This window comes from Agathobaculum sp. Marseille-P7918, assembly GCF_964248325.1.
Classification (GTDB): Bacteria; Bacillota; Clostridia; order Oscillospirales; family Butyricicoccaceae; genus Agathobaculum.
Genome location: NZ_CAXTXI010000021.1, coordinates 1 through 12,204, shown reverse-complemented (window position 1 = coordinate 12,204; position 12,204 = coordinate 1). Strand labels below are relative to the sequence as shown.

14 protein-coding genes are annotated in these 12,204 nt (G+C 49.8%); 1 reads left to right on the top strand and 13 read right to left on the bottom strand.

Annotated elements, in window-relative coordinates:
* Positions 1-115: 115 nt before the first annotated feature.
* The 10 genes from ACESSO_RS16960 to ACESSO_RS16915 form a co-directional block, all read right to left on the bottom strand.
* The gene (locus tag ACESSO_RS16960; RefSeq protein ID WP_373166723.1) at positions 116-1,780 is read right to left on the bottom strand and encodes a recombinase family protein; all 1,665 of its coding nucleotides are present in this window, start codon (positions 1,778-1,780) and stop codon (positions 116-118) included.
* A 6-nt stretch (positions 1,781-1,786) separates the two neighbouring features.
* Entirely contained in the window at positions 1,787-1,984 is a 198-nt protein-coding gene (locus tag ACESSO_RS16955; RefSeq protein WP_101870675.1) for a hypothetical protein, read from the bottom strand.
* 253 nt (positions 1,985-2,237) lie between these two features.
* Positions 2,238-3,581, bottom strand: coding sequence for a VapE domain-containing protein (locus ACESSO_RS16950; RefSeq protein ID WP_373166721.1), 1,344 nt, complete (start codon positions 3,579-3,581; stop codon positions 2,238-2,240).
* Positions 3,547-4,194 (bottom strand): CHC2 zinc finger domain-containing protein, encoded by a 648-nt coding sequence (locus ACESSO_RS16945; protein ID WP_373166720.1) that lies wholly within the window; start codon positions 4,192-4,194, stop codon positions 3,547-3,549. The genes ACESSO_RS16950 and ACESSO_RS16945 overlap by 35 nt, the downstream gene beginning before the upstream one ends.
* A 125-nt stretch (positions 4,195-4,319) precedes the next feature.
* Positions 4,320-5,909, bottom strand: a complete 1,590-nt coding sequence (gene mobQ, locus ACESSO_RS16940; protein ID WP_373166719.1) for a MobQ family relaxase — start codon at positions 5,907-5,909, stop codon at positions 4,320-4,322.
* A 108-nt stretch (positions 5,910-6,017) separates the two neighbouring features.
* Complete coding sequence (locus ACESSO_RS16935) at positions 6,018-6,872, bottom strand: MerR family transcriptional regulator (RefSeq protein WP_257360028.1); 855 nt, start codon at positions 6,870-6,872, stop codon at positions 6,018-6,020.
* Positions 6,873-7,714: 842 nt separating this feature from the next.
* The gene (locus tag ACESSO_RS16930; RefSeq protein WP_065548831.1) at positions 7,715-8,230 is read right to left on the bottom strand and encodes a DUF5720 family protein; all 516 of its coding nucleotides are present in this window, start codon (positions 8,228-8,230) and stop codon (positions 7,715-7,717) included.
* Positions 8,227-8,520, bottom strand: a complete 294-nt coding sequence (locus ACESSO_RS16925; protein WP_065548830.1) for a DUF3847 domain-containing protein — start codon at positions 8,518-8,520, stop codon at positions 8,227-8,229. Before ACESSO_RS16925 ends, ACESSO_RS16930 begins: the two co-directional genes overlap by 4 nt.
* Positions 8,513-8,851, bottom strand: a complete 339-nt coding sequence (locus tag ACESSO_RS16920; RefSeq protein WP_373166718.1) for a DeoR family transcriptional regulator — start codon at positions 8,849-8,851, stop codon at positions 8,513-8,515. Before ACESSO_RS16920 ends, ACESSO_RS16925 begins: the two co-directional genes overlap by 8 nt.
* Complete coding sequence (locus ACESSO_RS16915) at positions 8,841-9,032, bottom strand: hypothetical protein (protein WP_373166717.1); 192 nt, start codon at positions 9,030-9,032, stop codon at positions 8,841-8,843. The genes ACESSO_RS16920 and ACESSO_RS16915 overlap by 11 nt, the downstream gene beginning before the upstream one ends.
* Positions 9,033-9,684: 652 nt before the next feature.
* Between ACESSO_RS16915 and ACESSO_RS16910 the strand changes: the two genes are divergently transcribed.
* Positions 9,685-10,494 carry a helix-turn-helix domain-containing protein gene (locus ACESSO_RS16910; RefSeq protein WP_103242243.1) on the top strand — a complete coding sequence of 270 codons (810 nt, stop codon included), beginning with the start codon at positions 9,685-9,687 and terminating at the stop codon, positions 10,492-10,494.
* A 95-nt stretch (positions 10,495-10,589) separates the two neighbouring features.
* Here ACESSO_RS16910 and ACESSO_RS16905 read toward each other — a convergent pair whose 3' ends face one another.
* The 3 genes from ACESSO_RS16905 to ACESSO_RS16895 all read right to left on the bottom strand — a co-directional run bounded on the left by ACESSO_RS16905 (position 10,590) and on the right by ACESSO_RS16895 (position 12,051).
* Positions 10,590-11,084 carry a nucleotidyltransferase domain-containing protein gene (locus ACESSO_RS16905; protein WP_065548826.1) on the bottom strand — a complete coding sequence of 165 codons (495 nt, stop codon included), beginning with the start codon at positions 11,082-11,084 and terminating at the stop codon, positions 10,590-10,592.
* Between the two features lie 375 nt (positions 11,085-11,459).
* The gene (locus ACESSO_RS16900; protein WP_373166716.1) at positions 11,460-11,819 is read right to left on the bottom strand and encodes a TnpV protein; all 360 of its coding nucleotides are present in this window, start codon (positions 11,817-11,819) and stop codon (positions 11,460-11,462) included.
* Positions 11,779-12,051 carry a helix-turn-helix transcriptional regulator gene (locus tag ACESSO_RS16895; RefSeq protein ID WP_065548824.1) on the bottom strand — a complete coding sequence of 91 codons (273 nt, stop codon included), beginning with the start codon at positions 12,049-12,051 and terminating at the stop codon, positions 11,779-11,781. Before ACESSO_RS16895 ends, ACESSO_RS16900 begins: the two co-directional genes overlap by 41 nt.
* Positions 12,052-12,204: the final 153 nt, after the last annotated feature.

Genomic DNA, 12,204 nt, shown 5'->3' with positions numbered 1-12,204 from the left:
GCCATGAGCTGTGTTATCCCCAATTAGTAGGAACAATACAGCTTTCTGGCGGGCGGCGGCACGTCAAGAAATATATATGGAGTTTTTAAAGAATCCCCCCGGAGCAGGGGAGCGGTCAGCCTGTGACCTGCTCCACTTCCGGTATGGGTTTGAGATTAAAATGAATTTCGATAGAAATGTGTCTTGTTTTGTCGCTGTCTATGGTTTCATGGACAACGATTTCTTTCATCAGGCGGTTTAAGGTGGAAGCGTCCAGCTCGGTGATGTCCCGGTATTCCTGTATGGATTCCACCCACTGCCTTGCGTCCACGGCAAGCCGGATTTCATCGGCAAGGCGTTTCCGGCCTTCCTCAGCCTTGGCTTTTAATTCCGCCTGTTCCTTCTGTGTCTTTTCCAGCAGGAGATTGAAGTTTTCTTCTGTGATTCGTCCGGCTACCATATCCTCATAGAGCCGCAATACCATCTTTTCCAGCACTTCAATCCGTTCTTCGTCTTTGGCAAGGGTGCGCTCCATCGCTTCCCGCTGGTCTTTCTGCCTGGCATGGCAGGTATCGGTCAGCCGTCCGGCTACTGCTTCACTGTCTGTCAGGGCAGCGGCGGCGCACTCCCGGATTTTGTTCAGCACAAGGGAATAGAGCGTGTCAAACTCAACCCGGTGCTGTGTGCAGTGCTGCTTCCCATAGGCATTATAGGTCTTGCAGGAGAAAATCCGCTTCGGGAACTTCTCATGCGTGGTGCGGATGGTGAGAGCCTTTCCGCACTCCCCGCATTTTATCAGCCCTGCAAAGAGGTTGATTTCCCCGGACCTGCCCGGTCGCTGGCGGGATTTCAGTTTTTCCTGCACAATCGCAAAGTCCTTTTTGTCCACCAGCGGCTCATGCGTCCCCTCCACCACAATCCAGTCCTCCGGCTTCTTGTCCCGGATAGTGCCGATTTTAAAGCGGTACTCGGTCTTTTGGGAAGCGATTGCGCCGGTGTAGACGGGGTTCATCAGGATTTCCTTAATCACGGAGAAGTCCCAGACGTACCGCCCGTTTTCCGGGTCTTTCTTTTCCCATTTGGTGCGGATGTTCCGGTGTCCCCGCTTCCGGTTCCACCATGTCGGGCAGGGGTGCTTTTCTTCCTCCAGCCTGCGCCGGATGTAGTTGGGGCCGTGGCCGTCCAGCGCATACCCGAAAATCAGCCGGACAACCGGGGCGGTTTCCCCGTCAATAAGAAGGTGGTTCTTGTCCTCCGGGTCTTTCTTGTAGCCAAACGGGGCGATACAGCCGGTGAACTGGCCTTTCTGCGCCTTCAGCACATAGGAAGAATGGACTTTCTTGGAAATATCCTTGCTGTACATTTCATTCAGGATATTTTTAAAGGGCGCAATGTCGTTGTTGTCCCGCATGGTGTCGATACCGTCATTCATGGCGATGTAGCGCACACCGTTCCTTGGGAAGAAGTCCTCGATAAGCTGCCCGGTCTGCAAGTAGTTCCTTCCTAACCTCGATAAATCCTTTGTAATCACAAGGTTTACTTGTTTCCGCTCGATGGCTTTCAACATCCGTTTCAGGTCGGGGCGTTCCATATTCAAGCCGGTAAAGCCATCGTCCTGATAGACTGCCACAACCTCCCATCCCTGCTTTTCGCAGAACTTTTCCAGCATATCCCGCTGGTTTTCGATACTTGCACTTGTGCCGTCAAGGTCATCATCTTTTGAGAGCCTGCAATAAATCGCTGCCCGGAATCCCCTGGCAAGTGCTGTGTCAATCACATCATAATTGAATCCGTTCATCATAACCGTTTACCCGCACAATCCAGACGGAACACGGTCACTTGGAACCTCACCCTTATTATACTTCATTTCTTGTGTTTTAGCAAGATATTCTTTATCTATTTTTCTGGTGTGTTTCTGTGCGATAAGGCTCACGAAAACGTCCGTAGCGTCCAGTTCGCCGTCAAATACTGTGGTGACATGAATCTCTGTTTTATTTTTCGCCATAGGCATTTGTCCTCCATACATGAAAACAGCCAGACAGGGAAGGTCGGCAACGAAGTCCGGCAACGGGCTTCAAAAAACCTTGGAACTAATCCTTGTCTGGCAGTTGGGTTATTTTATACTTTTTCTTTTATTTTTCTGTTGCTTTGGTTGTTAAAGGGGAGAAAAGCCGACAGTTACGGGATTTTCCCCGGCAACCGACCCGGCAACGGGATAGCAACGAAGTGTGCAACGGGCTGTCATTTACCGGATTTTTTCAAAATGGAAGTTCCATCTGTTCCGGCACCGGCGTAAATCCCTCCGGGGTTTTTCCCGCCCCGTTGCCGGTGTCCGTTGTCGGCTGCTCCCGTTCCCATCCTTTCTGTCTGCCATATCCGGCAAACATACGGGGGTTGGAGAAATACTTCCAGCCGGTGATGCACTGGTTCATTATCTCGTTGATTTCCCGTATCTCCCATTGTTTCGGCTCGTCAAAAGCGTGGTTTAAGGCTTCTTTGTAAAGCTGTTTGGAGCAGACGGTATCGCCGGGGCAGCTGTCAAGGAAAGCCTGAATCATCCCGGCTTTGGTGTCCTCCGGCATAAAGTCCCGCTGGTGTTCTTTTAGATAGCGCACCATTTCCGGGCTGAATGTCAGCTTCCATCTGCCGCTTCTGTAAATCTCCATCGCTTCCGCCCATACTTGGTTTAAATAGGCTCTGGAAGTGGCTTCGTCCTCTAAAATGTGTGTTTCCGCCTGTTCCGGGCATACCTGTATGGGGATAAAGCGGCGGTTGCCGGAGCGGTCAAGGGGCAGGAAGTCAAGGGCGTTGGACGTGCCGCCGAACACGCACTGCCTTGGGCGGTCTGCCGGGTGGGTTTCGTAAGGTATCTTGTAGACTTCCTTCTGGCGGCTCAAAAATGACTTGATTTCCTCTATGCTCTTGGCGTTTGCCGTGGCAATCATCTCCGACATCTCGATTATCCAGTGACCTTGTAGCTTGCGGTATACGTTATCATCGTCCAGCTTCCGCAAATCGTCCGAAAACCACTCGTCTTTGACTGCCAGCAGACGGAAGAAGGTGGACTTCCCGGCTCCCTGACCTCCCACAAGGCAGAGCATGACTTCAAACTTGCAGCCGGGGGAAAATGCCCGGTGGATGGCTCCCAATAAGAACAGGCGCAGGGATTGGTAAGTGTAATCGTCCTCACTGGCTCCCAGAAAGTGCCGCAGGCAGGAGCGTATCCGTTCGGTTCCGTCCCATGTCAGGCTGTTTAAATACTCCCGGACGGGGTGATAGCTGTTCTGATGGGCGGCAAGGTCGGCGGCGTCCTGTATCTTCTTTTCGCTTGTCAGGCCGTAGGTTTCTTCCAGATACAGCCGGATATATTTCATATCGGTGTCGGTCATGGGGCTGTCCGGGGTTCTTTTGCAGCCGATAGGTTTTAAAATGTCGGTGCGGTCGGTCAGAAGGTTATAAGCAACCGCCCCGGACAGGAGCGGGTCGCACTGGAACACGGTCAGGCAGTTGCGGATGCTGTTTCGGAAGCCGCCTTTTTCGGTGGTTTCCAGCAAGGCTTTGACGTCTTCAACGCTCCGGGGCGGCTCGGTGTTTTCTGCCATGTTCTTTAGTTCCTGCCGTATCTCTGGCGGTAAGTTCTGCCATTCGCCTTTCAAGGTTCCTCACTTCCTTTCCGTGTCCTGTGATAAGGGCTGCCCGCTCTGGAAGTTCCCCCGATAGAAGTACGTCCATCAGGTATTCCACCCGGCTCATGTTCTGCAGGGCTTCCACAAACCGGGGATTCCATGCTTCATCCGGCTGTCGTGGGGCGTGTTCCTCCTTCCAGCGGCGCAGGAGATGGTAATAGTCAGACAACACCCGGAAACAGTGCCGCTCCATGCGCTTAAATTTCTGTTCTTCGCTTTCCCTCCGTAAGCGTGGCCGGATGGGCTGCTTCCTTGCGTTCCTTCCGTCCTCATAGGGGATGGAGAAGTCCCGCGCCAGCATGAGGGCGGCTTCTTTGCTGCCGATACCGTGGAGCCGGGAAACGAAGTCTATCACGTCCCCGGTGGCTCCGCAGCCGAAACAGTAAAAGCGGCGGTCAACCTTCATGCTTGGGTTCTTGTCGTTGTGGAACGGGCAGACACACATCCCGTTCCGGTTTACTTTTATTCCATAACGCTCCGCAGCCTGCCTTGTGGTGACGGACTGCTTCACGGCTTCAAATACGTTCAATAGGCGTTTCCTCCTGATAATCCCAACGTGGGCGGCACAATGTCGTTCACGTTGTCTGTAAATCCATCTTGTTCAAAATGAAAAAGCACCTGCCAGCGATTTCCAATCACAAAACAAGTGCCTGTTTAAAGTTCCATATTCTGTTGTTTCTGTGTCCGGGGCGGCTTCTGTTTCCCTGCCTGCTCCTGCCGGATGCGTTCCTGCCGTCCTTTCAGGTTCTCCTGAACGGACGGCTTCTTCCCCGGCTCGGCGGTCTGGCGGTACTGCTCGGACGGCAATACCTGATTGAGCCAGCGGCGCACATCCCGCAGAACTTTTACATCTGCCTGCACCGCTTCCAGCTCCTCCCCCTGTTCCGGCAGGGCAGAAGCAAGCTGTTCCCGTTCCGCTTCCAAATCTTTGCGGGAGTAGGTATTGCCTTTCAGGCTGGCTTTCAAATACCGGATGGCGGCATTGTAAGCGTCCAGTTCCTCCCGGTGGCTCTCCGCAAACTGCTCTTTTTTCTTCTTCCAGCCGATGGCGGCGTACTCCTTATGGACTGGCTTGTTGGCTTCGTATTTGTCAATGTAGGACAGCATGGTGTCGATGGCTTTGATACGCTTCTTGCTTTTTTTCACGCCCTCCATGACAGAAACGGCGGTCTGGCTGATTTCGTCCAGCCGGGTGTCAAGGCTTTCTACGGTGGAGATTCCTTTTTCCCGCAGAAAATCCATTGCCGCCTGTACCTTGTTGAAGTCGGCAACTGTGCCTTTGAGCTTCCCTCTGGAAGTCCAGCCGGCACGCTGTCCGCTCCGCAGTTCTAAATACTGTGAGAGCAGCTCCGGTATGGCCGGTTCCTTCGTCTGCTCCAATGCTTCCATCAGAGCGGCTTTTTTCTCTTTTAAATCGGCAATCCAGCCTTTTAAGTGGCGCACCATCTGGCGGATGGACTGCATGAGGGAGTTGGCGGATTTGATGTCCCGGTTCAGGTTGCCAACGTTGGTCTGGATTCCTTTCTTCTCCATCTGGCAGGCGGCTGGCCCCATGTGGACGGTGGGGATTTTATCAATTCCCTGTCGGGCATAGGAGCGCAGGTCAAGCCGTTCCGGGCGGTGATTAGCTTCTAAATAACGGTTGGCCGTGTCCGCCCATCCCTGCCGCCAGATTTCAGCGTATTTCTGGTCGTTCCAGTCCACGGTGTTCTCCTTATGGCTTTTCCATCTGCCGGACGGGAGCCGGATTCTTTCGCCGTTTTCGTCAAGGTCGTATACCTTGCGGCATTTGGGGAGCCATTTCCCTTTTTCGTCCATCGCCCGCATGGTGAGCAGGATATGGGCGTGGGGGTTGCCGTCCCCTTTGTCATGGATGGCAAAATCGGCTATAATGCCTTTAGAAACAAAAAAATCCCGGCAGTAGTCACGGATAAGGTCGGCGTGCTGTTCCGATGGGATTTCCCTTGGGATGGCAAGCACGAACCTCCGGGCAAGCTGGGAGTTCCATTGTTTTTCCTGTGCTTCGGCAGAGTTCCATAGGGTGTTGCGGTCGGCATACTCCGGCGGTGCATGGGGCGGGAGCATGATTTCTTTGTGGGTGACCTCGTTCTTGTAGGGATAGTATTTCTGCTCTTGGTCATATTCAGAGAATAGTTTCTCGCCGCTCTGGTAGGCGGCGGCAGAAACAGCGGATTCATTGTTGCTCCGCTTGATGATTGTGATTTTACAGTGCGGGCATGGCAAGTATGCGCCCTCCTTTCTCCCGGATTCCGGGCATAGAAAAAGCAGGATACCTTTTCAGATTTCCTGCTTGGGTGTACCGCTGGTGGGCGGCGGAATATTTGGTTATATTTACATCAATCCGCCCCCGTAGAATGTTTCGATTGCCTGTGAGATAAATTCCGCCGTTCCTTCTCCATACCGCTTATCTATCTTGGATTTTGTCGGCTCTGTGTTTTGGAACCATGCAAGATATTTCATCATGCCGGATTCTTCCTTTATCTGCGTAAGCTGTTTCATCACAAAGCCGTATTCTCCAACCAGTTCCTTTACTTCAAAAGAATCGGTAGGACAGTTTTTCTTCCCGGCAAGCTTTTCCATGACTGCTTCTATGCGTTTGCCATAGCCTTTCACCACATCCTTGCCTAACGGATTGGCGGATGCCGCCTTATAGGCTTCCTTCCCACCGTACCACTCCACAACCTTTGCATATTTTTTCTGCATATCTTCCGAGGACACCACTTCCATAAAATGCTTTTTCCACTCATCAACGCCCCCAAATTCATCTACGGCAATCTTACGCATCTTTTCAGGCATACGTTCATAAGTCAGTCGGAACATTTCTTCCACTTCTTTTTTGTCAAAAATCGCAAAATCCATTTTATTATCTCCTTTCAAAATACTGTCAATGCTGGCAATCAAACGCTCCATGCGTTCCTTTTTTACTGTCAGCATTTTCCTCTGCATTTGTAAAATCTGGTTCCTGTCAAGAGCCGGGTTCGCCATAATCGCTTTGATTTCCTTCAAAGGAATATCAAACTCACGGAAAAACAAAATCTGTTGCAATGTTTCCAATGCTTTATCGTCATAAAGCCGGTATCCCGCTTCGCTTTTGTCTGTCGGCTTCAAAAGACCGATTTCATCATAGTAGTGAAGCGTGCGCACGCTGATACCTGTTAAATCTGATATTTCCTTTACTGTCCTCATTGCCGCCAACCTCCTGTTCCTGATATACACACTTTAATCTATTACGCACCGTGAGGGTCAATAGTTTTTTTCAAATTTTTCTTTGAGTATATCATCTTTCTATCCACATCGGAAGAAGCAGCGCAGAATGATATAAAACTTGCTGACCGGGAATAGCTGGCGGCACAAGGTGTTCCCGGCGGCAAGCCCACAAAGGGGTAGCTGGCGGAGCCAGCGCAGGGGAAGGGTAGCTTCCCCTGTGATGATTGGAGCAGATTGAAAATCTGCGGAAATCATCTGCTGTCCGCAGGACGCTCCCGGCAGGGCGCAATGCACCACTTCCCTAAGTGGTGTATAATTGCGCCCTATCCGAGTTCTTGGATAGGGCGCATTATCCGAGATAAAAACTTATCCGAGGTAAATTGATTAAATCCGATGAATACAGCATTTGAAAACGATTATCTCGGATAATTAACCCCGCTTTCAATTGTGGGTGATTTGTACTTATCCGAGATAATTGGGTAAATCACACCTTTGCCTCTGATAATTTTTGAAATGGCAGTTGCTCTTTTCATAAATAATTATCCGAGATAATTTCTTTGAAAGCCTTTCATATCGGCAGCTTTGAGAGTTACCTCGGATAATTGGAAATCTCGGATAATGCGCCCTCTTTCAGAGGGGAGTTTTCCAGCTTGACACTTTGGAAGCCAAAATTGCAAGCAAAATATCCGGCAGTCAGGAATCAGTCGTACCGATTGCGCCATAGGCTGCATAAATCAGAACGCGCCCGGCTCGTCCACGTTAAAACTTCCCTTCAAAAATCAAGACGCGCCCGGCGCACTTTGATTCTGGAACAGGCTTTTTTATCGCTCCTGCTGTCTGCGCTTTTTGTCAGGATAGAGCTTCCCGGCGACAACGGCGGCATGGCTCTTTATCTTGATTTCCCCTTCCTGTTCGCTGTGTTTTGCGTTCCGGTAGCCTTCATCGGAGAGGTAAAAGCGGAACCGCTCTCCCTTAAAACCGACAAAACAATCTTTCTGTACTTCCAGCGTAATCATGTGCCGGGTTTCCGGATGGAACCGTTCCTTTCCTGACAGGTCATGCCCCTGCATAATCGGCTCCTGTAGCTTTGCCGCCGCAAGCCGCTGGCGGATGGAGTTGTCACGTTCTGCAAGGAACCGGGCTTTTGTGGCGGCGACAAACTGGCTGCACTCTGGCTCCGGTATCTTTTCCAGTTTTCGGATGGCGTTCTCCACGATTGCCTTGGTCAGTAAGTCCTTTATCACCGGCACGATTTCCTTCATGCCCGCAAGTGTTTCCGCCTTGGTTGGTGCGGCATACTGGTAGATAATATCCAGCTCGCTTTTTGAAAATTTCATTCCGTGTCCTCCTTCCGGTTTTCGGTAAGAACCTGTGCCACAAGACGCTTCGTATCGCCCCGGTGGAACAATACTTTTAAGATGGTGCTGACCTGCTCGTCCGTCACGGCTTCCGGGTGGGGGAGATGGCTTTCCAGCATTGCCCCTCTGGTGCAGAGCCGGTGCGTCCGTTCCTTCCGGTTCAGGGTCTTTATCTGGTGTTCCAGCATTTTCTCCTTATGCTGCGCCCGCCGCAGCCTTGCTTCGGTCTTTTCAATCTCCTGATTCAGTTTTTCCAGCTTCTCATTCATGGGAGGTGTCCTCCCTGGGGAGCAGGATATAGATGTGGCTGACCTCCCCGATTCCCTGACGGACACGCATAATCATCCCGGCCTGTTCCAGCTCGTTCAGGGAACGCTTGCAGGTCTGGGGGCTTCGGGAGAGCGCCGCCGCTATCTCCATGACGGGGAAGCGGATAAACAGAATCCCGTTGCTGTCCTCGGTTCCCCTTGCCAGGATTTCATCCAGCAGGCGGGCGTACATGACCTTTGCCGTGTTGCTGATCGGAAGCCGGAGCATTGCCTTTGGGAGCGGCATACAGGGCGGCAGGGGCGTACTGGCTATCATAAATTCAGAATTCATTGATTTGTGTCCTCCTTTTGGCTCGTTTGGATAGGTAGCGGGGGCAGTCGATAATGACAGCCCGGAAACTCTGCTTGCACCCATGCTGGCATTTCCGGCAGAGTCCGTTGTAGCTTCTGCGCCCCCGGTCGTTCAGGAAGAAAGCAAGCTCTTTCTTCAACTTCTTTGACATTCTCGGCATAGTGCCTCCTTCATAGAAAAACCGCCCGATTCAGCAGGTACAGCCGGAATGGGCGGGCAGTGGTTTTTTGTGTATCGTTTCGGGGCGATTTTCAGGGGAAATACAGCCGTAGAGCCGCCCCCAAAATCCCCCTTGGTATTACGGGCAGGGCAGACTATGCCCTGTGAGATTGCTGTGTTTCGGTATCGTTTCGGTGTTCATTTTTGCCGGTTCTTTCTGCTGTCGTTCCTGCCCCCGTCTTTGGCGGCGTTTCGCTCTCCTTGGTACGCTCGTTGCGGTCAGAGTTCCTCCGTTTCCCTGCCGGAAGTCGTTGCGTTACATCGCCGGGGAGCATATCCCATACAGGCCGGTCATTCGATTGGAATAATCCATCGATGAACTGCCTATATCATATGACATTTTTGTACCCTGTGCCGTATGTCCACAAATCAGGAATGAAGCCCAAAATCTAAAAAATTCCACGATTGCGGAAAAAGCTTTCTGCCGGATGGGTTCAAAAATCAGATGTGCATTTTGCACTTCTGAAAATCCGGGCAAATCAAAAGCTCATTTTGTGCATTTGAAAAGAACGTCAGGGGGAAATGCGTCCGGTATGAATATGTGGTATAATGGGGATGGCGGCAAAGCAGACCGCAGGAAGGAGCAGGAAGCCATGAAACAGGGGATAACGATTCAGGAGCGGTTAAAGGATTTAAGGACGGAGCGGCATTTAAAATTAGAGGAACTGGCGGCGGTTACGGGGATTTCCAAATCAGCCTTGGGAAGCTATGAGAATGACGAACTCAAGGAAATCAGCCACAAAAACCTTGTGGAGCTGGCAAAGTTTTACGGTGTGTCAACAGATTACCTGCTCTGCCTGACAGAGAACCGGAACCATCCGGGCATGGAACTTACGGAGCTGCATTTGAGTGACAGCATGGTGGAGTTGTTGAAAAGTGGGCGTATCAACAACCGGCTGCTATGTGAGATTGCCACACATGAGGATTTTGTTACCCTGATGACGGACACGGAGATTTATGTAGATGGTGTGGCAACCGCCCACTTCCAAAATTTCAACAGCCTTCTGGAAGTGCTGCGGGGGCAAGTCCTTTCCCAATATCAGCCGGTGGAGGAAGATGCTGCGTTAAAGGCGTTGGAAACCATGCAGGTACAGGAAGAAGATTATTTCTGTCAGGTCACGCACCGGACTTGGGACGCTATCCTCCATGCCATAAGGGAAGCGCACAAGGACGATACGGACAGTGCGCCGGACGGCTCCAATGCCATGAAACTAATCAAAGACGCAAAAAAGGCAATGGCTGTGCCGGGTTCCTATCTGGATGTGTTCACTGCCCTGATGTGTACGCAGCTGCAAATCCGGTATGAGAAGCTGTCGGAACAGGAGCGCACGGTTCTGAAAAATATCATGAAGAAAACTCCGGCATATAAGGATTCTCCTTTGAGCAGGATGAAGCGGAGATAAGGAAATGCCGTTGCTTGGGCTTTTATCCATGCAACGGCATTTTGGTAACTCTGATTCAGTTTTCAAGCACACAAATATGATTTTCTGATTCTCATTCATTGATTTAGTAACTTTTCAAGAATCGAAATGTCATGTTTATCCTTATCTCTTAATTCATAACCTGAATGAAAAATTTTTTGACCTTTTAGAGAGATACACGGGATTGACCTACCCTCAAAAATAGCATTACTAAAATAGTCTTTCTCAAATTCATACCAGCCGCCCTCTAAATCAGCCTGCTTGGAAGTACCATCTTCATTCAAAACAAACGGATGAATGTCTAAATACCCATTTTTATCACTGTACAATTCTATTCTGACAGGTGTCCAATCTGTATCTACTTCATAACCATATTCCAAAAGTATCTTTAATAGTTTTTCCGTATGTTTAGCATCAAAATTTACATCAATATCTCTATGCAATCTTGTTTGTTTTCCTGCTAAAATATCAACTCCCCAACCGCCATCAATCCAATATATTATTCCTGCATTTTCCAATATATTAATAACAGTCAACAAATCTTCTTTTGTTGTCGTTTCTTTTCTTTTCATGCAATTTCTCCTATATAACTGCCCGTTTGCTGTCTGAAATGATTCTATCACATACTTACGAATAAATCAACTCACTGTTTATGATTTCCTCCGCCCGGCTGCGGATATTGTTCATCCGGCCTAAAATCCAAACTTAGGAGAAATCCAAACTTTCTTTTGTAACTCCTTTATTCAAGGCATTTTCTGATAGAAAAGTTTGGGTTTTGTTTTGCCCTTCTCTTGTCAAAAATGAAAATAAATTGATTGAAACAGAGCTAAATAGCAATATTTTACTCATTTTGTCATAATTAGAGTATTGCGCTTTGTGAAATGAAATCCAAACTTTTTCCGGCAAGAATCCCCAATTATCAAGCTGTTTTCAGAAAAGTTTGGATTTTATATAAGTTTGGATTTTAGGCCAAATCTAAACTTTTGGATTTGGCCTACCCATTCAAGCTGGTTCCTGGCTTTCAGTTCCTTGGTCACTCCCTCTGCGGCCTTCATCTGCTCCATGATTAAGTCCAGCCGTTCCTCTGCCTGCTCGTTCAGGTCGGCAAGGTATGTCCATAATTTCCCGGTCAGGATAAGGGAGCTGTACCGTGCAGGGTGTTCCTGTTTGAGATATTCCCGGTGCAGCCGTCCATAGCGTCCGATGGGGCGGTTTTCTTCCGGCAGCTTCAAGTCCGGGATATAGTAATCGCCTACCAGAATATAATCAATGCCGTTCTCTGTGATTCTTTCTTTCAGTTTTTCCATTGTCGTTCCCTCCTGTGGTGGAAGGCTTGTCACTGACCAGCTCAATCACGTCCATAATGCCACAATCCAGTGTTTCACAAATGCGGGCAAGTGTGTCCATGCTGATATGTTTCCCTTCTTTTCCCATGTTGGCTATCATATTTGTGGTCAGGCCAGCGGCAAGCCTTAAATCTTCTTTCCTCATGTTGCGCTCTATCAATGTGTGCCAGAGCGGTTTGTAGCTGATGTGCATGTTTCTCCCTGCCTTTCTGCCCCGGATGGGCGCTTGCCCCCATTATATCAGGTTTCTTGCTAACTCACAAATATTTCTTGACGGTATCGCCGGTTCCGTCTGGATTGTGCTTTTCCTTTCCTCTTTTGATTACCTCTAATTAGCCATGACCTG